The following is a 23,117-nucleotide window of genomic DNA, read 5'->3' on the forward strand; positions in this document are numbered from 1 at the left end:
GGAACACGGAGCGTGACTGCTGCGCTCCCGCCCATCTTGTTGCTGAGATGCCGATCCGTTTAGAAAAGTGGGTATGTTATGGATAAACTAACACCGCTCAAACCTGTCCCTTCTCTGTGTGCCCTCGCTGCGACTTTGCTAATTTGGTTTGTGATCCCTGTGCCTGATGGGGTAGAGCCCAATGCCTGGCATTTGCTGGCGCTGTTTATCGGCACCATTATTGCCATCATCGGCAAAGCGATGCCGATCGGTGCCGTTTCAGTGGTGGCCATTGCGCTGGTGGCCGTGACCGGCGTTACCCATCCCGGCAATCCAGGCGCGGCGCTGAATGACGCGCTGAGTGGATTTTCCAACCAATTGATCTGGCTGATTGGTTTCTCGATTATGATTTCTCTTAGCCTGAACAAAACCGGGTTAGGTGCACGTATTGGCTATTACTTTATTTCGCTGTTTGGCAAAAAGACGCTGGGGATCGCCTATGCATTAACGCTGGCTGAGACCACGTTGGCACCGGTAACGCCAAGCAATACGGCCCGTGGCGGCGGGATTATCCACCCGATCATGAGATCGATCGCCGATAGCTTTGGCTCCAAACCCGAGTTGAATACCTCCGGTAAAATTGGCCGCTATCTGTCATTGGTGAATTACAATATCAACCCTATCACTTCTGCGATGTTTATCACCGCTACGGCACCTAACCCCTTGATCGTCAGTTTGATTGCCAAAGGCACCCATGGCAACTTTGAGCTCTCCTGGTCTATGTGGGCTGTTGCGGCTTTGGTACCGGGATTGTGTTCGCTTATCGTTATGCCATTGGTGATTTACCTGTTGTATCCGCCGGACGTGAAAAGTACCCCGGATGCACCACTTTTCGCCCGTGAAAAACTGCAGGCATTGGGACGCATCACGTTACCTGAGAAAATCACCTTGGCGGTATTTGCCTTGCTATTGGTGATGTGGGCAGGTATCCCGGCGATGATCTTTGGACCGGCCTTGTCGGTAAACCCAACCACTGCGGCGCTGATTGGCCTGGCGGTGCTATTGGCTACAGGGGTGTTGAGCTGGGAAGACGTGCTGAAACACAAGGGCGCTTGGGATACCGTCGTGTGGTTCTCCGCGCTGGTGATGATGGCCAGTTTCCTTGGTAAGTTGGGATTGATCAGTTGGCTGTCGCAAACGGTGGGCAACGGTATCGATCACATGGGCATGAGCTGGGTCGGTGGTACGGTACTGCTGACCATTATCTATCTGTACTCGCATTACTTTTTCGCCAGCACCACCGCACACGTCACTGCCATGTTCGCCGCGTTCTTTGCTGCTGGTGTTGCGCTGGGTGCCCCGCCTGCATTGCTGGGACTGATCCTGGCGTTCTCTTCTTCACTGATGATGTCACTGACTCACTATGGCACGGGAACAGCACCGATTATTTTCGGCTCTGGCTACGTGACGCTAGGGGAGTGGTGGAAAGCCGGTTGGGTGATGAGCGTGGTTAACCTGTTGATTTGGATTTTGATTGGTGGGGCGTGGTGGAAGTGGCTGGGTTATTGGTGATACCCGTCATACTTGAAACTGCTGCTGTTTGGGTTGTGTAAGGGGCCCCTGCCACTGAGTTTACTCAGCTCCAGGGAGCCCCTTGCCGTATTGGGAGTATTAGCCGATGATCAGTTCAGAAACGCAGGCTGCTGCGCTTCGTAGCGGGAAATATCGGCCTCGTGTTGCAGCGTCAAACCAATACTGTCCAGCCCGTTGATCATGCAGTGGCGGCGGAAGCTGTCAATCTCGAACGGATAGCTTTTACCGCCAGCGTTGACTGTCTGATTTTCCAGATCGACCACGAACTCGACGCCTTCGTTGTCTGCCACCAGTTTGAACAATTCATCGACTTCTTGTTCGCTCAGTGTGACAGGTAACAACTGGTTATTGAACGAGTTGCCATAGAAGATATCAGCGAAGCTTGGTGCAATCACGACTTTGAAACCGTAATCGGTCAGTGCCCACGGCGCATGCTCACGTGAGGAGCCACAGCCAAAGTTTTCACGCGCCAGCAGGATACTGGCCCCCTTGTAACGCGGTTTGTTCAGCACGAACTCTGGGTTCGGTTGTTGACCGGCATCGTCGAGAAAACGCCAGTCGTTGAACAGATGCTGGCCGAAACCTGTGCGCGTGACTTTCTGCAAAAACTGTTTTGGGATGATGGCGTCGGTATCGACGTTAGCCGCGTCCAGAGGGACGACTAAACCGATATGCTGAGTAAATTTAGACACGTTAGCCCCTTAGTGAATATCACGGATATCGGCGAAATGACCGGCAACGGCAGCCGCAGCAGCCATAGCAGGGCTGAGCAGGTGCGTACGGCCACCACGGCCCTGACGCCCTTCAAAGTTACGGTTGCTGGTGGATGCACAGCGTTCGCCGGGGTTCAGACGGTCGTTGTTCATTGCCAGGCACATTGAGCAACCCGGCAGACGCCATTCAAAACCGGCTTCAATAAAGATTTTATCCAAGCCTTCAGCCTCTGCCTGCGCCTTTACTGGGCCGGAGCCGGGCACCACGATAGCTTGAACGCCGTTGGCAACCTTGCGCCCCTTGGCGATCGCCGCTGCGGCACGCAGATCTTCGATGCGCGAATTGGTGCAAGAACCGATAAACACTTTGTCGATCGGCACTTCAGTCAGTTTGATACCCGGTTTGAGATCCATGTAGGCCAGTGCCTTCTCGGCAGAGGCTCGTTCGACAGGATCGCTAAAGGATTCCGGTGCAGGGATCACCTGATTGACGGCGATCACCTGGCCTGGGTTAGTACCCCAGGTGACCTGTGGCGCAATATCTTCTGCGCGTAAGGTCACCACGGTATCGAATTTGGCGTCATCATCGGACTTCATCGTACGCCAGTAAGCGACAGCCTGTTCCCAGTTGCTGCCGGTCGGCGCAAACTGGCGGCCCTTCAGGTAATCAAAGGTGGTGTCGTCCGGTGCAACCAGCCCGGCCTTGGCCCCCATTTCAATCGCCATGTTGCACAGGGTCATGCGGCCTTCCATGCTCAGCGCTTCAATCGCTTTGCCGCAGAATTCCACTACGTGACCTGTACCGCCAGCGCTGCCAGTTTTGCCGATGATCGCCAGCACAATGTCCTTGGCGGTAATGCCTTCGGCTGCGTCGCCGGCGACTTCAATTTTCATCGTCTTGGCGCGACCCTGTTTCAGGGTCTGGGTCGCCAGTACGTGTTCGACTTCCGAGGTGCCAATACCGAATGCCAGCGAGCCAAAGGCGCCGTGCGTTGCGGTGTGGGAGTCTCCGCACACGATGGTCATGCCCGGCAGCGTCATGCCCTGTTCAGGGCCGATGACGTGCACGATACCCTGGAACGGGTGGTTCAGATCGTACAGGGAGACACCGAATTCAGCACAGTTCTTGATCAGCTCCTGCATTTGAATTCGTGCCATCTCGCCGCTGGCGTTGATGTCTTTGGTTTGGGTCGAGACGTTGTGATCCATGGTGGCGAACGTTTTGCCCGGTTGACGAACTTTGCGGCCCATGGCGCGCAGGCCATCAAACGCCTGTGGCGAAGTGACTTCGTGCACCAAATGACGGTCGATGTATAACAGCGGCGTTTCGTTTGGGGCTTCGTACACCACGTGGGCATCGTACAGCTTTTGATATAAGGTCTTGGCCATGTTATGCCCCCTGAGCTACAAAGCGGGCGATGATGTCGCCCATTTCATCGGTGCTGATGGCGTTACCTGTACCGGCCAGATCGGCGGTGCGGTAGCCCTGTTCCAGCGCCTGGTTTATCGCGCGCTCTACGGCATCAGCCGCGTCGGCGGCGCCCAGGCTGTATCGCAACAGCAGGGTGGCCGACAGAATCTGAGCGATTGGGTTAGCGATACCTTTACCCGCGATGTCTGGCGCAGAACCGCCAGCCGGCTCATACAGACCGAAACCTTGCTCGTTCAGGCTGGCGGATGGCAGCATGCCCATTGAACCGGTGATCATGGCGCATTCGTCGGACAGGATGTCGCCGAACAGGTTGGAGCACAGCAGCACGTCGAATTGGGACGGATCTTTAATCAGCTGCATGGTGGCGTTGTCAATGTACATGTGCGACAGCGACACGTCCGGGTAATCTTTAGCAACCTGATTGACCACTTCCCGCCACAGGATTGAGCTTTGCAGGACGTTGGCTTTGTCGATAGAGGTGACTTTGTTGCGACGCTTACGGGCGGATTCAAAGGCGATGCGTGCAATGCGTTCAATCTCGAAACGGTGATAGACCTCAGTGTCGAAAGCACGTTCCTGCATGCCTTGGCCTTCACGGCCTTTCGGCTGGCCAAAGTAAATACCGCCGGTCAGTTCGCGCACGCACAAAATATCGAATCCCCGGGCGGCGATGTCGGCGCGCAGTGGGCAGAATTCTTCTAAGCCTTGGTACAAACGCGCGGGACGCAGGTTACTAAACAGCTTGAAGTGCTTACGCAGTGGCAGTAACGCGCCGCGTTCTGGTTGTTCGGCGGGGGGCAGGTGTTCCCATTTCGGGCCACCCACGGAGCCAAACAGAATAGCATCGGCTTGTTCACAACCCGCAAGGGTAGCCTGGGGCAGTGGGCTGCCATGACGGTCGATGGCGATGCCACCGACGTCATATTCGGCTTCGGTGATGCGGATATCAAAGCGCTGACGCACTGCGTCCAACACTTTACGCGCCTGGGCCATTACTTCTGGGCCGATTCCGTCTCCGGGTAAGACGGCAATGTGGTAAGTCTTCGTCATGTTCACACCGTTTCCTGATTATTTTGATGTTTGCTTTGCTGCAGACGCTGTTTTTCTTTTTCTACCTGCTGAGAGCGCCAAATATTATTCAATACGTGAACCATCGCCTTGGCTGAGGATTCCACGATGTCGGTCGCAAGGCCCACACCGTGGAAGCGACGACCGTTGTAGGACACGACAATATCAACCTGGCCCAGTGCATCACGGCCTTGACCTTTGGCCGTTAACTGGTATTTCACCAACTCGATTGGGTAACCGGTAATGCGATTGATAGCTTGGTAAACTGCGTCAACCGGGCCGTTGCCTGTGGCCGCTTCGGCTTTTTCTTCTTCACCACAGATCAATTTCACCGATGCGGTCGCCATGATGCTGCTACCTGACTGGACGCTGAAATAGTCCAGGCTGAAATGCTCTGGTTCTTCTTGCTGCTTATTAATGAAGGCCAATGCTTCCAGATCGTAATCGAACACTTGGCCTTTCTTGTCGGCCAGCTTCAGGAATGCGGCGTACAGGTTGTCCAGGTTATAGTCCTGTTCCTTATAGCCCATTTCTTCCATACGGTGTTTTACCGCAGCACGACCGGAACGGGAGGTCAGGTTCAGTTGCACATCTTTCAGACCAATGGTCTGCGGTGACATGATTTCGTAGTTTTCGCGGTTCTTCAGGACACCATCTTGGTGGATACCGGATGAGTGTGCGAAAGCATTGGAGCCCACGATCGCCTTGTTGGCCGGGATCGGCATGTTACACAACTGGCTGACAATTTGACTGGTGCGGAAAATTTCCTGGTGGTTGATATTGGTGTGCACGTTCATGATGTCCTGGCGCACTTTGATCGCCATGATCACTTCTTCCAACGAGGTGTTGCCTGCACGCTCACCAATGCCGTTCAACGTCCCTTCAACCTGGCGCGCACCTGCCTGCACTGCGGCGATAGAGTTGCCGACTGCCATACCCAAATCGTCATGGCAATGGACAGAAATAATGGCTTTATCGATATTGGGGACGCGGTTGTACAGGGTGCTGATGATGCCGCCAAACTGGTTCGGCGTGGTGTAACCCACGGTATCCGGGATATTGATCGTTGTCGCGCCAGCATTAATCGCCGCTTCCACCACACGGCACAGATTATCGATGGGAGTACGGCCTGCATCTTCACAAGAGAACTCTACGTCGTCTGTGTAATTGCGAGCACGTTTCACTGACCGAATCGCCATCTCCAGCACTTCATCGAACGAACGCTTCAACTTTGATTCGATGTGCAGGGTTGAGGTGGCCAGGAAGACGTGAATACGAAAGGCTTCGGCGACACGCAATGCTTCGGCCGCGACGTCGATATCTTTATCGACGCATCGGGCCAATCCACACACACGGCTATTTTTGATCTGACGGGCGATGGTTTGCACCGATTCGAAATCACCCGGTGAAGAGACTGGGAAACCGACTTCCATGACGTCGACCCCCATTCTTTCCAGTGCCATCGCTATCTGAATCTTCTCTTTCACGCTCAGACTGGCTTGCAGCGCTTGTTCACCATCACGCAGCGTTGTATCGAAAATAATGACTTGTTGGCTCATCAGGGCGTTCCTTATCGTGTTTATTTCACGCTAAGCGGGTAAAAAAAAACCCGCGCAGTAGCGCGGGTTTGTTATGTCGTGGGCTGAATCAGCTCTGAACTTCGTCCACTGGCATACCGCGCAAAGAAGATGCGTTAAGTAGTAGGCCTAGTAGACGATGTGTACGGTTCATAGCGGTTCACGTTCTCAAAATAATGTCGTTGTCTAATTTGATACGTTATTGGCTTGGCGCTGTCAACACCTGATTGAAAATGGGGATAGTCTTTACATACGTGGTTAACGGCGTAACGCTTTAGACGATAATTCGGTAAAAAATGATGTTGCCAGAGAAAAAATCATGAGTGATTTGCGGGCCTCTTAGCATAAATTAACTGAATATATATTGTCGTAATTGCTTCTGATTTACATTTGGTTAATATTGAAAGTGCGTAACCATCGCTCTCGCGAGACTAAAAGAGTGTTTTTGATTTTTTGCATTCCTATTGTCAATGTGTTTGTGCTTTTTATTGTTCCAGTGAATGTGTTAGACGATCTGGCTATCAATAGGTAAGAATCAGATGTTTGACAGGTTATGCTTTTGTATTTTATTTTCTTGGGTATGAACAGTTAATGGTGAGTGTGTCAGGTGATGTTATAACTGCGAGTTATATTGTGACTGTTTGTTGGGTTTTTAATGCGGTTTTTCTGTCTGCAACCAAGAAAATAATCGAGATATACGTCAGTATTTAATCTTTAATCACGTTTTTATATGGGATGATGTTCAAGCCATTTTTTAAATAGAGGCGATGGGCAACTAACTTTTCGTGTGTGATTCAGAGAGTGATGTTTCAATCATTGTTTTGATTATATTCGTTTGAGTTATCTAAATAGGACTTAGTGGAGTGAGATATGTCGGAATTAAATTCAGAGGTTGTTATTGATCAATGTGTGAGTGAAATACACCTGCGTAGCGTCGATCTGAACCTGCTCACGGTGTTTGACGCGGTTATGCAAATGCAGAACATTACGCGGGCGGCAAGCTTTTTGGGGATGTCACAACCCGCGGTGAGTAACGCTGTCGCGCGTTTGAAACTGATGTTTAATGACGAGCTTTTTGTGCGATGTGGGCGCGGCATTCAGCCCACAGTGCGTGCCAAACAGCTGTTTGGCCCGATGCGCCAGGCGTTGCAGCTTGTGCAAAATGAATTGCCAGGGGCGGAATTTGAGCCTGTGACCAGCGAGCGCATTTTCTCTGTTGCATTGTGCAGCCCGCTTGATTTGCGTTTGGGGGCGGCAATAATCAACCGCGTGAAAGAAATGGCACCGCAAATACATTTGAAAATAAATTCTTATATAACAAGTAACATTGACAACCAATTGCGTTATCAGGATGTGGAGTTTGTCATTGGTTATGCAAACTTTGAATCTACAGAGTTTAACAATGTTGTTCTTTTTGAGGATGAGCTGACGTTAGTCTTAGCCCAGAAACATCCGAGAATTGACGCTAACATCACACAGGAACAACTTTTATCGGAACAGCACGCTGTAGTATCGCTTGAGGAGTTCTATTCATTCAGTAAACCTTACTATATAAAAGAAACGATGCGGCGTGTCATCACCCAGCAGTGTACGGACTTATATAGTGTACTGAGCATTGTCTCCAATACAGACATGGTGGCTATTGTTCCTGCTTGGTTAGCTCAGCAGCAAGCCGAAAAATTACAGTTAAGATGTATTCCCTTGCCTTGGATTGAGGAAAAAGCAACATGCTATCTTTCTTGGCATGAATCAGCCGAACGCGATAAGGGGCATCAATGGTTGAAATCCATGCTGAGTCAGCCCGAGACCACTGAGTAAGTAACGGGTTATTACCCCCTAAGGCGGCTATCTCCCGATTGGGGGAATAATTTTTGCTGTTTGTTTATTAGGAATTACCTTGGGCTTATCTAAGATATATCTTGAGTTAAGTCTTTTTCATTAACCACTTCTTTATTTTTTCGATAGTTTTACCAAAGTTTTTCAATGCGAAATTATATCCTGATATTTTAATTACGATTGGTGTTTTTACCTGTTGGTAAGGTGCTGCTGCCTGACATGCATTTCGTAGCCTGAATCAAACCTTTTAACCTTCTTTCTGTCCAAATGAATGGACGTGATGAAATTAATCTTGGTTTTGGCGCACACTTCGACGCTGAAATCTCTTTTCCCGCTGCCAGAGAGTAGGTAGACTGCGCGAAAAAAAGTAAACACGTGTAAGCTGAGATGCGGGATATGTCGTCCTGCCCAAGGTTAACTGTTTGATTCATTTCAGGCTTAGAGCGCTATGATCAATAATCTGCTGCAATACCATTTAACTCACCGTATACAGCATCAAGTTTCCCACCGTGCCGATCGCACAGCTTTTCGCCAATGGTCACCTGATGGTGAGACACAGCTGACCTGGCGACAGGTCGACGCGCATATCAGTCACATCGCGAGTGCGTTACTGGCATTGGGTATTGACGTACAGGAACGTATCGCCATTTTTGCCAACAACTGCATGGCTTGGTCACTGGTTGATTTGGCGATTCTGCAATTGCGTGGCGTTAGCGTGCCGCTGTATGCCACTAACACGGCGGCTCAGGCGGCTTTTATCATCAATGATGCTGATGTACGCATTCTGTTTGTTGGTGAGCAGGCCCAATTGGATGCCGCTATTGCATTGCGTGGCGTATGCCCGCAACTAAGCCACATTATTGTGTTTGACGACGCTGTCGATCTGCACGGCTGCGAAATTGCACAGCACCTGAGTACCTTCGAGCGTGAAGTTGATCTTGCCGCTGTTGAATCGCAGCGGCAGCAGCGTATCACCGATTGCGATTTGGGCGATCTGTTCACACTGATCTATACCTCTGGCACCACCGGCGAACCAAAAGGGGTCATGCTGGATTATCGTAATCTGGCTGCGCAACTTTACCTGCACGATGAGCGACTAACGGTGAATGAAGAGGATGTTTCTCTCAGTTTCTTGCCAATGTCACATGTGTTTGAACGCGCCTGGAGCTTTTTTATCATGCATTCCGGCGCCCAGAACGTATTTTTGCCCAATACTGACTGGGTGCGTGAAGCCATGGCGTCGGTGCGTCCGACACTGATGTGCGCCGTGCCGCGTTTCTATGAAAAAATCTTCAGTGCAGTGCATGAAAAGGTGGCACGTGCGCCTTGGCTGCGTCGTGCGCTGTTCCATTGGGCCATTGTCTGCGGTGAGCGCAAATTCTTGCAGGAACGCGCCGGTAAACCTTTAGGTAAGCTGTTTGATCTTTCCCATCGCTGGGCCGATAAGCTAGTGCTGAGTAAGCTACGTGGCATTCTTGGCGGGCGGGTGCGTTTCTTGCCAGCGGCAGGTGCCAAACTTGACGACAACGTCATTCTGTTCTTTCAGGCGATGGGCGTTAACATCAAGTACGGTTATGGCATGACTGAGACGTGCGCCACCGTTTCCTGTTGGGAAGAAAGTGACTTCCGCTTTGGCTCAATTGGTAAACCCTTACCGGGAATTGAAGTGCGTATTGGGCAGGAGAATGAAATCCAGGTACGTGGTTCAATAGTGATGCGTGGTTATTTCAATAAACCATTGGAAACGGCTGACAGCTTTACTGAAGACGGTTGGCTGAAAACGGGTGACGCCGGCGCCATTGATGAAGGCGGTAACCTGTTCATTACCGAGCGCCTTAAAGATCTGATGAAAACCTCTGGCGGTAAGTATATTGCGCCGCAGATGCTGGAAGGCACGTTGGCACAGGATCGTTTTATCGAACAGGTGGCTATCATCGCCGATGCGCGTAAATTTGTTTCTGCATTGATTGTGCCCAGCTTTGAGTCTCTGGAAGAGTACGCCAAGTCCATCAACCTGAAGTATCAGGATCGTATTGAGTTGTTGCGCAATAGCCATATCCTGGACATGTTTGAAAGCCGCCTGCGTGAGATGCAAAAAGAGCTGGCGCGTTTTGAGCAGGTAAAAAGGTTTACCTTGTTGCCTGCCGCTTTCTCTATGGAGTTGGGCGAATTGACGCCAACGCTGAAACTGCGCCGCAAGGTCATTTCACAGCGCTATCAGCGTGAAATCGATTCTATGTACCAGGAGTAGATCCGCTATTGTCGCCGGGCGGATTGTTCGGCGAAAAAACAGCATAATCCTTGCCTGATATAGTTCTGTAATTCCTCGCCTGACTGAAACAATGCCTAGCTTGATTTGCCCGTGGCTAGTGCATTGTTTCTGTAAATTCCCCGATCCCCAGCCTGTAGCAGTAACCCTTCACTCGTTGTGTCATTTTGCCGTTTGCCTGCCTCATATTCTGACGTTATGTTAATGGGTTATAGTCAATCCATAAAAATTTTGGGGTATTGCCCCACAGCAGGCGTCACGTTCCGGCGCCAGATAAGAATAAGTTAGCCTGGAGGCAAACCCATGGAGATGTTGTCAGGAGCCGAGATGGTCGTCCGATCGTTGATTGATCAGGGCGTTAAGCATGTATTCGGTTATCCCGGCGGGGCGGTGCTCGATATTTACGACGCCCTGCATACGGTTGGAGGAATCGATCACATATTGGTTCGTCATGAGCAAGGTGCCGTGCATATGGCCGATGGCTATGCGCGTGCGACCGGTGAAGTGGGGGTGGTGTTGGTGACGTCCGGCCCCGGGGCAACCAATGCGATCACGGGTATTGCGACTGCCTATATGGACTCTATCCCTATGGTGGTGCTTTCCGGCCAGGTTCCCAGCTCACTGATTGGTTACGATGCTTTCCAAGAATGTGACATGGTCGGGATTTCCCGTCCGGTGGTAAAGCACAGCTTCTTGGTGAAACGCACCGAAGATATTCCCGGCGTACTGAAGAAAGCTTTTTATCTGGCTTCTACGGGCCGTCCTGGTCCCGTCGTGATTGACCTGCCGAAGGACATCGTGGGCCCTGCGGTGAGAATGCCTTATGCTTACCCGGATGAAGTGAGTATGCGTTCCTATAATCCAACGGTGCAGGGGCATCGTGGGCAGATCAAACGCGCATTGCACACCATTTTGTCGGCCAAAAAACCCGTCATGTATGTCGGTGGTGGCGCGATCAACTCCGCCTGCGACGCAGAACTGTTGGAACTGGCAGAAAAACTGAGTCTGCCGGTCACCTGTACCCTGATGGGGTTGGGCGCGTTTCCTGGTACGCATCGCCAGAGCGTTGGCATGCTCGGCATGCACGGGACTTATGAAGCCAACAAAACCATGCACAATTCCGACGTGATCTTTGCCGTCGGCGTGCGTTTTGACGATCGTACTACCAATAATCTGGCCAAATACTGTCCGGACGCAACCGTACTGCACATCGACATCGACCCTACGTCAATATCCAAGACGGTTGACGCCGATATTCCCATTGTCGGCGATGCCAAACAGGTGTTGACCCAGATGTTGGAGCTGTTGGCGCAGGAAGACAAAGCGCAGGATCACGACGGGTTGCGTGATTGGTGGCAGTCAATTGAGCAGTGGCGCGCGCGCGACTGTCTGGGCTACGACAAAAACAGTGGTACCATTAAACCGCAGGCAGTGATCGAAACCCTGCACCGGCTGACGAAAGGGGGCGCTTATGTGACCTCCGATGTCGGTCAGCACCAGATGTTCGCCGCACTTTACTACCCATTCGATAAGCCGCGTCGTTGGATCAACTCCGGTGGGCTTGGCACCATGGGCTTTGGTCTGCCGGCGGCACTGGGTGTAAAGCTGGCGTTGCCTGAGGAAACTGTGGTGTGCGTGACCGGCGACGGCAGCATCCAGATGAACATTCAGGAACTGTCCACCGCACTGCAATACAACCTGCCGGTGATCGTAGTGAACCTGAACAACCGTTATCTAGGTATGGTGAAACAGTGGCAAGACATGATTTACTCCGGCCGCCACTCCCAATCTTATATGGATTCCCTGCCGGACTTTGTCAAGCTGGCAGAGGCGTACGGCCACGTAGGCATTGCCATTCGTACGCCGGATGAGCTGGAAAGCAAGCTGGCGCAGGCGCTGGCCGAAAAAGAACGCCTGGTATTTGTCGATGTGACCGTCGATGAAACCGAACATGTCTATCCAATGCAGATTCGTGGTGGAAGCATGGACGAAATGTGGTTAAGCAAAACGGAGAGGACCTGATCATGCGCCGTATTTTATCTGTATTGCTGGAAAACGAGTCTGGTGCGTTATCGCGTGTGGTGGGGTTGTTTTCTCAGCGTGGTTACAACATCGAAAGCCTGACGGTTGCACCGACTGACGATCCCACGCTCTCACGCATGACGATTCAAACCGTCGGTGATGAGAAAGTGCTAGAGCAGATCGAAAAGCAACTGCATAAGCTGGTCGACGTGCTGCGCGTTAGCGAACTGGTGCAGGGTGCACACGTTGAACGTGAAATCATGTTGGTGAAGTTACAAGCCAGCGGTTATGGCCGTGAAGAAGTGAAGCGCTGCGCTGATATTTTCCGCGGCCAAATCGTTGATGTCACCGCCACGCTTTACACCGTTCAGTTGGCCGGTACCAGCGATAAGCTGGATGCTTTCCTTAACGCGGTGCGTGAGGTGGCCGAGATCGTTGAGGTGGCGCGCTCCGGTGTGGTTGGCGTGTCGCGTGGCGACAAAATCATGCGTTGAAGTTCGACGTAGTAGGATTTAGGGGCGCGGCACGGGCTGCGCCCTTTGTTTTTCGGTGTTTTTTGCCTGTTTGCTGGCACCTTTCGGCAAAAGCGGTTGCTCAGCAGTGTTTTCTGCTGTTAGATCGCAGAGGCTGGATTGAATACCCGCACAGGATGCGATGGTTAATCCAAGTATATACCCAAGATAATTGGAGCTGCATCAAGGCGGCAAGGGAACGCATCCCGATGAGCTTACTGTGGTAAGTGATTCGGGTAAGTGAGCGTAGTCAACGCAGGGGCAGTTTCAAGTATGACGGGTATCGCTTTCACTTCTATTTTTAGCGTCAAAAGGGGTTAACGTGAAACTGGATGAAATCGCGCGTCTCGCAGGCGTTTCGCGCACCACGGCCAGTTATGTCATCAACGGCAAGGCGAAGCAGTATCGTGTCAGCGATAAAACCGTCGAAAAAGTGATGGCCGTGGTCAGGGAGCACAACTATCACCCAAATGCCGTCGCGGCAGGATTACGCGCTGGGCGGACCCGTTCAATCGGTTTGGTGATACCGGATCTGGAAAATACCAGCTATACCCGGATTGCCAACTATCTGGAGCGCCAGGCGCGTCAACGCGGCTACCAGTTGCTGATTGCCTGTTCGGAAGATCAGCCGGATAACGAAATGCGCTGTATTGAGCACCTGCTGCAACGTCAGGTCGATGCGCTTATCGTTTCCACCGCCTTGCCACCGGAGCATCCGTTCTATCAGCGTTGGGCTAACGATCCCTTGCCGATTATCGCTTTGGACCGGGCGTTGGATCGCGAACACTTCATTAGCGTTGTCGGGGCTGACCAAGAAGACTCTTTCGCGTTGGCGCAGGAACTGCGTACCTTCCCGGCAGAGTCCGTTCTGTATTTGGGGGCGCTGCCGGAGCTTTCCGTTAGCTTCCTGCGTGAACAAGGCTTCCGCCAGGCCTGGCAGGATGACGAACGGCACGTCGATTATCTGTATGCCAACAGCTATGAACGTGAAGCTGCGGGGGTATTGTTTGCCGAATGGCTGAAAACGCATCCAATGCCACAAGCATTGTTCACCACTTCATTCTCTTTGTTGCAAGGGGTGATGGACGTCACGCTGAAACAACGTGGCCGCTTGCCGACCGATCTGGCCATCGCCACCTTTGGCGATCATGAGCTGTTGGACTTCCTTGAATGCCCTGTCTTGGCGGTTGCGCAGCGGCACCGGGATGTGGCCGAACGCGTGCTGGAGCTGGTCTTGGCCAGCCTGGATGAACCACGTAAACCTAAACCAGGTCTGACGCGAATTCGTCGTAATCTTTTCCGCCGCGGTAGCCTGAGCCGGAAATAATCTTCAGGCAGGAGTGCTGTTTCGCACTCTTGCCGAATCCCTTTATACGTACCCCGCCACTCTGAACAACTTTCTGCAATATTCGAGAAAGTAGCCATACACCACGCCCATCGCCATTGAAACCACCGCGTTGCTGGCTACTGCCGTCATGATTTGCTGTCCGTCGGCACCCACACTCCACAATATGGCCGCGTAAACCGGCGATTGGAAACTGACATAGGCCAGCAAGTCGGCAAGGTTGCGCAGTAAAAAAGGATGGCCGCGAAGGCGTTTGGCGACGCCGATAAAGGCATCACGATAGCGGCCATAAGGCCAGGCGATCAGGATATTGACGGGGATCGACAGCAAACGAGATGAAAGCGACTGCTGGAAACTCATGCCGGATACCAGAATTTCTATTGCCATACCGGCAATGAAACAGTACACCACCAGTGCAAAGGTATCGGCGGCGGCGCTACGCCAATGTGGGACAGGCGAAAGCATAATGCAATCTCCGTGATTATTGGTTAATGTTCTGTTAATTATTTAATTTTTAGTTGTTAAATCTGGTTTTTAATTCTTTATGTAGTTTACGCTTTCGTCATGCGTTGATTAAGTAGTCGAATATTTTTATTTGAGTGCCTTGTGTGGTTTTTGTGCTGAGAGAATGGAGAAGAATATGGCGCGAAGGGATTAAAAAGGGATGCATTCTAACTATTCAATAAAAAACAATGAGTTGTGTTGGTTTTGGTCACGAGGCAATTATTCTCACTAAAAATTGTGGGAATAAATGATGTAAGGAAATGAAACCATAATTGTAAACAGGTGTTTTGAGAATAATCTTACTAAATTGATTTAAATCGGAATTGGCTCGCCTCGTAATATCCGAGTGATTTATTTTCCTGCCGGACTGATCACTGGCGCATTAATTGAAGTAAAATAGCGCCCGTCTTGGGGTGAAATAACCATTGAGCGTTATTAACTCAATAGCTTATGACATATTTTACCTTTAGGGTGAGGTGACGCTGGGCCTTGCCCGCTGCGGCTCGCGCGGGGTTACAGGGCTGTGATTGCCGAGCTGAAAAATGAGACATCGATTGCAGAAGGAAGTATTGAGTTAATTAATCGCCGATTTGTCAGGTTTTTAATCACGTTCTTTCCGCTTAGAAAATTCTCCCCGTTTATCATGATGTTAATTTTTAATCATCTAATAAATCGCGTTCCTTTCGCGAGCTAGCTCCCAAAATGACTGAAGAAATATTGCCAAAGCGCTGGCGCTCTGGCTTGACAAGGTTTTCATACCCTCCGTAAACTCCATTATGTGGGAATTTGTGGGGTAAAGTGGTGAAAACGGTCGTGAAGGGGTAACTCAGGAATGTTCCGTGGAGCAACGATGGTTAACCTCGACAGCAAAGGGCGGCTTGCCGTACCGACCCGTTATCGGGATTTGCTGAACGAGCAATCGCAAGGCCAAATGGTCTGTACCATTGACCTCCACCAGCCCTGCCTGCTGCTTTATCCACTGCCCGAATGGGAAATTATTGAACAAAAGTTATCCCGTCTGTCGAGTATGAATCCCGCCGAGCGCCGCGTTCAGCGCCTGTTGTTGGGACATGCCAGTGAGTGTCAGATGGACAGTGCCGGTCGGTTGTTGTTAGCCACTACGCTACGTCAGCACGCCGGGCTTACAAAAGAAGTGATGCTGGTCGGGCAGTTCAACAAGTTTGAGCTGTGGGATGAACAGACCTGGTATCAACAAGTCAAGGATGATATTGACGCAGAACAGTCGACTCAGGAACCGTTGTCTGAGCGGCTACAGGACTTGTCGCTATAAGCATGTTGGAAAATTACAAACACACTACCGTACTGTTGGATGAGGCGGTTAACGGCCTCAATATTCGCAGTAACGGCATATATATCGACGGTACTTTTGGCCGCGGTGGTCATTCGCGTCTGATTCTGTCCCAGCTAGGGCCGGAAGGACGTTTGCTGGCAATTGACCGCGACCCACAGGCGATTGCAGCCGCCAAGTCTATTGAAGATCCTCGTTTTAGCATCGTACACGGCCCCTTCTCCGATTTGTCACACTATGTGCGGGAACGCGAATTAGTGGGGCAGATTGACGGTATTTTGCTCGACCTGGGCGTTTCTTCCCCACAGCTTGATGACGCAGAACGCGGATTTTCCTTCATGCGTGACGGTCCGCTGGATATGCGCATGGACTCATCGAGCGGCCAGTCGGCTGCTGAATGGTTGATGAAAGCAGAAGCAGACGACATTGCCTGGGTGTTGAAAACCTTCGGTGAAGAGCGTTTCGCCAAGCGCATTGCTCGCGCCATCGTAGAAAGAAACCTCGTTGAGCCAATGACACGAACCAAAGAACTGGCTGATTTGATCGCCAATGCCAGCCCGTTCCGGGATAAGCATAAGCATCCGGCAACCCGCAGTTTCCAGGCGATCCGCATCTATATCAACAGTGAACTGGAAGAGATTGAACGTGCGCTGGACGGCGCGTTGGAAGTACTGGCACCACAGGGACGCCTGTCTGTCATCAGCTTCCACTCGTTAGAAGATCGCATTGTTAAACGCTTCATGCGCCATCATAGCCGCGGTGCTCAGGTACCTGCGGGTATTCCGCTGACTGAAGAGCAGCTGCGCAGCATGGGTGGGCGCACGCTCAAGGCGCTGGGCAAGATGATGCCTGGCGATGCCGAAGTCGCAGAAAACCCACGTGCGCGCAGCTCGGTGCTGCGTATTGCCGAGAGGATGTCAGCGTGATTGGTAACGAGCGTCACGGTTTGGTCGGGGTCATTGGCGGTGATTTGCTGCGCAACGCCAAGATCCCATTGATTTTGCTGATTGCTTCGCTGGTATCTGCGGTGTTCGTGGTGACCACCGCGCACCGCACGCGTTTATTGACCGCCGAACGCGAACAGCTTGTTTTAGAGAGAGACGCTCTGGACATTGAGTGGCGCAACCTGATTCTGGAAGAGAATGCTCTTGGGGATCACAGTCGGGTAGAGCGTATCGCTACTGAAAAACTGCAGATGCAACATGTTGATCCATCGCAGGAAAATATCATCGTTAAACAATGAATGGTTTAACTGAAATCATTACACGGAGTAGAAAGGGAACGCATGAAAGCAGCACGGCCCGGTAAGTTGAAACGCCAGGAAGATCAAGCCAGCTTTGTAAGCTGGCGTTTTGCGTTGCTGTGCGGCTGTATTTTGCTGGCGTTGGTAGGGTTGATGCTGCGCGTGGCTTATTTGCAGGTGATTAACCCAGACCGCCTGGTGAAAGAAGGCGACATGCGTTCACTGCGCGTGCAGGAAGTCCCGACGTCACGCGGTATGATCAGCGATCGCTCAGGCCGTCCGTTGGCGGTAAGTGTCCCGGTAAATGCTATCTGGGCTGATCCGAAAGAACTGAATGAGCGCGGTGGCATTACGCTGGACAGCCGTTGGAAGGCGCTGTCTGATGCGCTGAATATCCCGCTGGATCAGCTTTCTACCCGCATTAATGCTAACCCCAAGGGGCGCTTTGTCTATCTGGCGCGCCAGGTAAACCCGGCGATCGGCGATTACATTCACAAACTGAAACTGCCGGGGATTTATCTACGTCAGGAATCACGGCGCTACTATCCTTCCGGCCAGGTGACTTCGCATATTATCGGCGTAACCAACATTGACGGGCAGGGGATTGAAGGCGTTGAGAAGAGCTTCGATCGCTGGCTGACCGGGCAACCGGGCGAAAGGACCGTGCGTAAAGACCGTTATGGCCGAGTGATTGAAGACATCTCTTCAGTTGACAGCCAGGCCGCGCATAACCTGGTCCTGAGTGTTGATGAGCGCCTGCAAGCGCTGGTTTATCGTGAGCTGAACAACGCTGTGGCGTTCAACAAGGCTGAATCTGGTACCGCGGTACTGGTGGATGTGAACACCGGCGAAGTGTTGGCGATGGCCAACAGCCCCTCTTACAACCCGAACAATATGGCCGGTACGCCGAAAGAAACCATGCGTAACCGTGCTATCACCGATATTTTTGAGCCTGGATCCACCGTGAAACCCATGGTGGTCATGACGGCATTGCAGCACGGCATTGTGAAAGAAAACAGCGTGCTGAATACCGTCCCTTACCGTATCAACGGCAAGGAAATCAGGGACGTTGCGCGTTACGCGGAACTCTCCCTGACCGGGGTCTTGCAGAAGTCGAGTAACGTCGGCGTTTCACGGCTGGCGTTATCGATGCCGTCCTCAGCGTTAGTAGATACTTACTCTCGTTTTGGATTGGGAAAAGCGACCAATTTGGGGCTGGTCGGAGAAAGCAGTGGCATATACCCAAAAAAACAACGGTGGTCTGACATAGAGAGGGCCACCTTCTCTTTCGGCTATGGGCTAATGGTAACCCCGTTACAGTTAGCGCGAGTCTACGCAACGATCGGCAGTCTGGGCGTTTATCGTCCGCTGTCGATTACCAAAGTTGATCCACCGGTTGCCGGTGAGCGTGTCTTCCCTGAGCCTCTGGTGCGCACCGTCGTACACATGATGGAAAGCGTTGCCTTACCGGGCGGCGGTGGGGTGAAAGCCGCGATCAAGGGCTACCGTATCGCCATCAAAACCGGTACCGCCAAAAAGGTTGGCCCGGACGGTCAATACGTCAATAGATACATCGCTTATACCGCTGGCGTTGCGCCAGCCAGTAATCCCCGTTTCGCTCTGGTGGTGGTGATCAATGACCCGCAGGGTGGGAAATACTACGGTGGTGCGATCTCCGCACCGGTGTTTGGCGCGATCATGGGGGGCGTATTACGCACCATGAACGTTGAACCGGATGCGTTGCCCACCACAGAGAAAAGCGATTTTGTAATTAACAGAAAAGAGGGTTCAGGTGGCCGATCGTAATTTGCGCGACTTACTCGCTCCGTGGGTGCCGACGGCGCCCGGGCGCGCGCTGCGGGAAATGACATTAGACAGCCGTATTGCGGCTGCCGGGGATCTGTTTGTCGCCGTTGTCGGCCATCAGACGGATGGACGCCGCTATATTCCGCAGGCTATCGCGCAGGGTGTTGCCGCTGTGATTGCCGAAGCCGAAGGACAGGCAGAAGACGGCGCTATCACGGAAATGCATGGCGTGCCGGTGATTTATCTGAGCCAACTCAATCAACGTCTGTCCGCACTGGCCGGGCGTTTTTACCATGAACCGGCGGAGCGTCTGCGCTTGGTCGGCGTTACCGGTACCAACGGCAAGACCACCACGACTCAATTGCTGGCTCAGTGGGGCCAGCTGCTGGGTGAAACCAGCGCCGTAATGGGTACCGTTGGTAATGGCTTGCTGGGCCAAGTGTGCCCAACCGAGAATACCACCGGCTCTGCGGTAGATGTTCAACACGTGCTAAACGAGCTGGTCGATCGCGGCGCCACCTTCGCTGCGATGGAAGTTTCTTCTCACGGGTTGGTGCAAAACCGCGTGGCGGCGCTGCCGTTTGCTGCTGCGGTATTCACCAACCTGAGCCGTGACCACCTGGATTACCACGGTGACATGGCCAATTACGAAGCGGCCAAGTGGTCGCTGTTCGCGAGCCACGAAGTGGGCCAGGCGATTATTAATGCGGATGACGAAGTTGGTCAGCGCTGGCTGAGTAAGTTGCCGGACGCGGTCGCCGTGACCATGCAGGATAATCTGCAGCCAGGTTGCCATGGCCGTTGGTTGAAAACGACCTCCGTCAATTATCACGATAACGGTGCCACTATCCACTTCAGCTCAAGTTGGGGTGATGGTCAGATTGAAAGCCGTCTGATGGGCGCTTTCAACGTCAGTAACTTCTTGTTGGCATTGGCAACCCTGTTGTCGCTGGGTTATCCGCTGGACAAGTTAGTGGCAACCGGCCACGAGCTGCAACCGGTTTGTGGCCGTATGGAAGTGTTTAACGCACCGGGTAAACCGACAGTCGTGGTTGATTATGCCCACACTCCAGACGCGCTGGAAAAAGCGCTGGAAGCCGCACGTCTGCACTGCGCAGGGCAATTGTGGTGTGTCTTCGGCTGCGGCGGCGATCGCGACAAAGGCAAACGTCCGTTGATGGGCGGCATTGCTGAGCAATTTGCCGATCGTGTGGTCGTGACCGACGACAACCCGCGTACCGAAGAACCGCAAGCGATCATCAAAGATATTTTGACTGGACTGCTGGACGCAGGGAGCGCCTTGGTCATCCATGGCCGCGCTGAAGCGGTCACCAGCGCCATTATGCAAGCAAAAGAACACGATGTGGTGTTGGTGGCAGGCAAAGGCCACGAGGACTACCAACTGGTTGGAAATCGCCGTCTGGATTACTCCGATCGTACCACCGTCGCACGTCTTCTGGGGGTACTGGCATGATTCCTGTCTCCCTTCGGACACTGGCCGATGTATTGGACGCTGAGTTGATCGGCGCCGATTGCCAAATCGTTGAGGTGACGACAGATACCCGTCAGGTGACCGCTGGTTGCCTGTTTGTGGCATTGAAAGGTGAGCGTTTCGACGCGCACGATTTTGCTGTTGATGCGGTTGCCGCAGGTGCGGGTGCTTTGTTGGTCAGTAAGCGCTTAATGGTGGATGTTCCGCAACTGGTGGTGAAAGACACGCGTTTGGCATTGGGGCGGCTCGCAGCATGGGTACGCCAACAGGTGCCCACCCGCGTCGTGGCGCTAACCGGCTCATCGGGCAAGACCTCGGTGAAAGAAATGGCGGCGGCCATTTTGCGTGAGTGCGGTGAGGTGCTCTATACCGCCGGTAATTTCAACAATGACATTGGTGTGCCGTTGACGCTGCTGCGTTTGCAACCGCAGCATGACTTTGCCGTGATTGAGCTGGGCGCGAACCATATTGGCGAGATTGCTTACACCACGGCATTAACCTGTCCACAGACGGCTCTGGTGAATAACCTGGCAGCTGCGCACCTGGAAGGCTTCGGCTCTTTGGCCGGCGTCGCCCAGGCAAAAGGCGAAATCTTTGCCGGTTTGCCGGCTGACGGCGTGGGGATCATCAACGCCGACAATAACGACTGGCCACACTGGCAGAGCACGCTGAGCGGCAAAACCGTCTGGCGTTTCTCACCGCAGGCGGCGGAAGGTGTCGATTTCTTCGCCAGCGATGTGCAGGTGAATGGCAAGGGGACGCAGTTTACGCTGCACAGCCCATTCGGTACCGCGCCTATCGCGCTGCCGCTGCCGGGCCGTCATAACGTCGCCAATGCGTTGGCCGCAGCGGCGCTGGCCATGTCGGCAGGCGCATCGCTTGAGGCTGTGCGTCAAGGGTTAACAAATTTACAGGCAGTACCGGGGCGTTTGTTCCCGATTGCGCTTTCTGAACATCAACTGCTGCTCGATGACAGCTATAACGCCAACGTCGGTTCCATGACCGCTGCAGCGCAGGTACTGGCAGAAATGCCCGGCTACCGGGTGATGGTGGTTGGGGATATGGCAGAGTTAGGGGCGGAAGCTGAAGAATGTCACCGTCAGGTGGGCGAAGCTGCTCGGATGGCGGGAGTCGATAAAGTGCTGGGTGTGGGGCCGTTAAGCCAGGCGCTGATTGATGCCTCCGGTAACGGCGAACATTTTCAGGATAAGGCAGCAGTGATCGCGCGCGTGGCGGAATTACTGTCAGAACATGCGGTAATTACCGTGTTAATCAAGGGTTCACGTAGTGCCGCAATGGAGCAGGTAGTACGCGCGTTACAGGAGAAAGCACCATGTTAGTTTGGCTGGCCGAGCATTTGGTCAAATATTATTCCGGCTTCAACGTCTTTTCCTACCTGACGTTCCGAGCCATTGTCAGCCTGCTGACCGCGCTGTTCCTTTCCCTGTGGATGGGGCCGCGGGTGATTAAACGCCTGCAGGAAATGTCCTTTGGCCAGGTCGTGCGTAACGACGGCCCAGAGTCGCATTTCAGCAAACGTGGTACGCCGACCATGGGCGGCATCATGATTCTGACCTCCATCACTGTTTCAGTCTTGATGTGGGCTTACCCGTCCAACCCTTACGTGTGGTGCGTGCTGTTCGTACTGGTGGGATATGGCATCGTTGGTTTTGTTGATGACTATCGCAAGGTAGTACGCAAAGACACCAAGGGGCTGATTGCACGTTGGAAATACTTCTGGCAATCGGTGATTGCGCTGGTGGTTGCTTTCGCCATGTATGCCGTAGGAAAAGACACGCCAGCCACCGAGCTGGTTGTGCCGTTCTTTAAGGACATAATGCCGCAACTCGGCCTGTTATACGTGTTGCTGGCGTACTTTGTGATTGTGGGGACCAGCAATGCGGTCAACCTGACCGATGGGCTGGATGGCTTGGCGATTATGCCAACGGTGTTCGTCGCCGCGGGCTTTGCGCTGGTGGCTTGGGCGACCGGTAACATGAACTTCGCCAACTACCTGCACATTCCGTATCTGCGCCACGCCGGTGAGCTTGTGATTGTCTGTACCGCCATTGTCGGTGCTGGCCTGGGCTTCTTGTGGTTCAACACCTACCCGGCTCAAGTCTTCATGGGCGATGTCGGTTCACTGGCATTGGGCGGCGCACTGGGCACCATTGCGGTGCTGCTGCGCCAGGAGTTCCTGTTACTGATTATGGGCGGCGTGTTCGTGGTTGAAACGCTGTCGGTCATTTTGCAGGTGGGATCGTTCAAGCTGCGCGGGCAACGTATTTTCCGTATGGCACCGATTCACCACCACTATGAATTGAAAGGCTGGCCGGAACCACGCGTGATCGTGCGCTTCTGGATTATTTCGCTGATGCTGGTGCTGATTGGCCTGGCGACGCTGAAGGTGCGGTAAT

At 52.7% G+C, this 23,117-nt stretch carries 18 protein-coding genes; 13 read left to right on the plus strand and 5 right to left on the minus strand.

Annotated elements, in window-relative coordinates; all coding sequences use genetic code 11:
* Nucleotides 1-78: 78 nt before the first annotated feature.
* Nucleotides 79-1,551: a DASS family sodium-coupled anion symporter gene (locus ACI2J2_RS15595; RefSeq protein ID WP_404760401.1), complete on the plus strand. Its 1,473-nt coding sequence runs from the start codon at nucleotides 79-81 to the stop codon at nucleotides 1,549-1,551.
* A 110-nt stretch (nucleotides 1,552-1,661) separates the two neighbouring features.
* Here ACI2J2_RS15595 and leuD read toward each other — a convergent pair whose 3' ends face one another.
* From leuD to leuA, 4 genes are read right to left on the minus strand one after another with little or no spacing between them, the layout of a single operon-like run.
* A complete protein-coding gene (leuD, locus tag ACI2J2_RS15600) occupies nucleotides 1,662-2,264 on the minus strand; it encodes a 3-isopropylmalate dehydratase small subunit (RefSeq protein WP_037420776.1) in 603 nt (200 codons plus the stop codon).
* Between the two features lie 9 nt (nucleotides 2,265-2,273).
* Nucleotides 2,274-3,674, minus strand: coding sequence for a 3-isopropylmalate dehydratase large subunit (gene leuC / locus ACI2J2_RS15605; RefSeq protein WP_265555791.1), 1,401 nt, complete (start codon nucleotides 3,672-3,674; stop codon nucleotides 2,274-2,276).
* Between the two features lies 1 nt (nucleotide 3,675).
* Nucleotides 3,676-4,767: a 3-isopropylmalate dehydrogenase gene (leuB, locus tag ACI2J2_RS15610; protein ID WP_209635049.1), complete on the minus strand. Its 1,092-nt coding sequence runs from the start codon at nucleotides 4,765-4,767 to the stop codon at nucleotides 3,676-3,678.
* A 2-nt stretch (nucleotides 4,768-4,769) separates the two neighbouring features.
* Nucleotides 4,770-6,344 carry a 2-isopropylmalate synthase gene (gene leuA / locus ACI2J2_RS15615; RefSeq protein ID WP_209635051.1) on the minus strand — a complete coding sequence of 525 codons (1,575 nt, stop codon included), beginning with the start codon at nucleotides 6,342-6,344 and terminating at the stop codon, nucleotides 4,770-4,772.
* Nucleotides 6,345-7,232: 888 nt separating this feature from the next.
* On the opposite strand from leuA, the gene leuO reads away from it, so the two are divergent.
* From leuO to cra, 5 genes are all read left to right on the plus strand, one after another.
* Nucleotides 7,233-8,180 (plus strand): transcriptional regulator LeuO, encoded by a 948-nt coding sequence (leuO, locus tag ACI2J2_RS15620; protein ID WP_404760402.1) that lies wholly within the window; start codon nucleotides 7,233-7,235, stop codon nucleotides 8,178-8,180.
* A 466-nt stretch (nucleotides 8,181-8,646) separates the two neighbouring features.
* On the plus strand, nucleotides 8,647-10,449 hold the full coding sequence (locus ACI2J2_RS15625) for an AMP-dependent synthetase/ligase (protein ID WP_404760403.1): 1,803 nt from the start codon (nucleotides 8,647-8,649) through the stop codon (nucleotides 10,447-10,449).
* A 321-nt stretch (nucleotides 10,450-10,770) separates the two neighbouring features.
* Nucleotides 10,771-12,489 (plus strand): acetolactate synthase 3 large subunit, encoded by a 1,719-nt coding sequence (gene ilvI / locus ACI2J2_RS15630; protein ID WP_404760404.1) that lies wholly within the window; start codon nucleotides 10,771-10,773, stop codon nucleotides 12,487-12,489.
* A 2-nt stretch (nucleotides 12,490-12,491) separates the two neighbouring features.
* On the plus strand, nucleotides 12,492-12,983 hold the full coding sequence (gene ilvN, locus ACI2J2_RS15635; RefSeq protein WP_004950121.1) for an acetolactate synthase small subunit: 492 nt from the start codon (nucleotides 12,492-12,494) through the stop codon (nucleotides 12,981-12,983).
* A 340-nt stretch (nucleotides 12,984-13,323) separates the two neighbouring features.
* Entirely contained in the window at nucleotides 13,324-14,328 is a 1,005-nt protein-coding gene (cra, locus tag ACI2J2_RS15640) for a catabolite repressor/activator (protein WP_020825201.1), read from the plus strand.
* 42 nt (nucleotides 14,329-14,370) lie between these two features.
* Here the strand turns inward: cra and ACI2J2_RS15645 are convergent, their stop codons facing one another.
* On the minus strand, nucleotides 14,371-14,811 hold the full coding sequence (locus tag ACI2J2_RS15645; protein ID WP_209635060.1) for an L-alanine exporter AlaE: 441 nt from the start codon (nucleotides 14,809-14,811) through the stop codon (nucleotides 14,371-14,373).
* A gap of 871 nt (nucleotides 14,812-15,682) precedes the next feature.
* Between ACI2J2_RS15645 and mraZ the strand changes: the two genes are divergently transcribed.
* The 7 genes from mraZ to mraY are packed head-to-tail and all read left to right on the plus strand — an operon-like array spanning nucleotide 15,683 to nucleotide 23,116.
* On the plus strand, nucleotides 15,683-16,141 hold the full coding sequence (gene mraZ / locus ACI2J2_RS15650) for a division/cell wall cluster transcriptional repressor MraZ (RefSeq protein ID WP_037420797.1): 459 nt from the start codon (nucleotides 15,683-15,685) through the stop codon (nucleotides 16,139-16,141).
* A gap of 2 nt (nucleotides 16,142-16,143) precedes the next feature.
* On the plus strand, nucleotides 16,144-17,085 hold the full coding sequence (gene rsmH / locus ACI2J2_RS15655) for a 16S rRNA (cytosine(1402)-N(4))-methyltransferase RsmH (protein ID WP_209635062.1): 942 nt from the start codon (nucleotides 16,144-16,146) through the stop codon (nucleotides 17,083-17,085).
* Nucleotides 17,082-17,402 (plus strand): cell division protein FtsL, encoded by a 321-nt coding sequence (gene ftsL, locus ACI2J2_RS15660; protein ID WP_012005204.1) that lies wholly within the window; start codon nucleotides 17,082-17,084, stop codon nucleotides 17,400-17,402. The genes rsmH and ftsL overlap by 4 nt, the downstream gene beginning before the upstream one ends.
* 42 nt (nucleotides 17,403-17,444) lie before the next feature.
* On the plus strand, nucleotides 17,445-19,208 hold the full coding sequence (locus ACI2J2_RS15665; protein WP_209635064.1) for a peptidoglycan glycosyltransferase FtsI: 1,764 nt from the start codon (nucleotides 17,445-17,447) through the stop codon (nucleotides 19,206-19,208).
* On the plus strand, nucleotides 19,195-20,682 hold the full coding sequence (gene murE / locus ACI2J2_RS15670; protein WP_404760405.1) for a UDP-N-acetylmuramoyl-L-alanyl-D-glutamate--2,6-diaminopimelate ligase: 1,488 nt from the start codon (nucleotides 19,195-19,197) through the stop codon (nucleotides 20,680-20,682). Before ACI2J2_RS15665 ends, murE begins: the two co-directional genes overlap by 14 nt.
* Entirely contained in the window at nucleotides 20,679-22,040 is a 1,362-nt protein-coding gene (gene murF / locus ACI2J2_RS15675; protein WP_404760406.1) for a UDP-N-acetylmuramoyl-tripeptide--D-alanyl-D-alanine ligase, read from the plus strand. The genes murE and murF overlap by 4 nt, the downstream gene beginning before the upstream one ends.
* Nucleotides 22,034-23,116, plus strand: a complete 1,083-nt coding sequence (mraY, locus tag ACI2J2_RS15680) for a phospho-N-acetylmuramoyl-pentapeptide-transferase (protein ID WP_012005208.1) — start codon at nucleotides 22,034-22,036, stop codon at nucleotides 23,114-23,116. The genes murF and mraY overlap by 7 nt, the downstream gene beginning before the upstream one ends.
* The last annotated feature ends 1 nt before the right edge of the window (nucleotide 23,117 follow it).

This window comes from Serratia sp. NPDC087055, assembly GCF_044900985.1.
Lineage (GTDB): Bacteria > Pseudomonadota > Gammaproteobacteria > Enterobacterales > Enterobacteriaceae > Serratia.

Excerpts from the sequence above, each read along its gene's own strand:
- ilvN (WP_004950121.1), top strand. The coding sequence starts at position 12,492 with ATGCGCCGTATTTTATCTGTATTGCTGGAAAACGAGTCTGGTGCGTTA.
- ACI2J2_RS15595 (WP_404760401.1), top strand. The coding sequence starts at position 79 with ATGGATAAACTAACACCGCTCAAACCTGTCCCTTCTCTGTGTGCCCTC.
- murF (WP_404760406.1), top strand. The coding sequence starts at position 20,679 with ATGATTCCTGTCTCCCTTCGGACACTGGCCGATGTATTGGACGCTGAG.
- leuA (WP_209635051.1), bottom strand. The coding sequence starts at position 6,344 with ATGAGCCAACAAGTCATTATTTTCGATACAACGCTGCGTGATGGTGAA.
- rsmH (WP_209635062.1), top strand. The coding sequence starts at position 16,144 with ATGTTGGAAAATTACAAACACACTACCGTACTGTTGGATGAGGCGGTT.
- ACI2J2_RS15665 (WP_209635064.1), top strand. The coding sequence starts at position 17,445 with ATGAAAGCAGCACGGCCCGGTAAGTTGAAACGCCAGGAAGATCAAGCC.
- leuB (WP_209635049.1), bottom strand. The coding sequence starts at position 4,767 with ATGACGAAGACTTACCACATTGCCGTCTTACCCGGAGACGGAATCGGC.
- leuO (WP_404760402.1), top strand. The coding sequence starts at position 7,233 with ATGTCGGAATTAAATTCAGAGGTTGTTATTGATCAATGTGTGAGTGAA.
- mraY (WP_012005208.1), top strand. The coding sequence starts at position 22,034 with ATGTTAGTTTGGCTGGCCGAGCATTTGGTCAAATATTATTCCGGCTTC.
- ilvI (WP_404760404.1), top strand. The coding sequence starts at position 10,771 with ATGGAGATGTTGTCAGGAGCCGAGATGGTCGTCCGATCGTTGATTGAT.
- leuC (WP_265555791.1), bottom strand. The coding sequence starts at position 3,674 with ATGGCCAAGACCTTATATCAAAAGCTGTACGATGCCCACGTGGTGTAC.
- mraZ (WP_037420797.1), top strand. The coding sequence starts at position 15,683 with ATGTTCCGTGGAGCAACGATGGTTAACCTCGACAGCAAAGGGCGGCTT.
- ACI2J2_RS15645 (WP_209635060.1), bottom strand. The coding sequence starts at position 14,811 with ATGCTTTCGCCTGTCCCACATTGGCGTAGCGCCGCCGCCGATACCTTT.
- ACI2J2_RS15625 (WP_404760403.1), top strand. The coding sequence starts at position 8,647 with ATGATCAATAATCTGCTGCAATACCATTTAACTCACCGTATACAGCAT.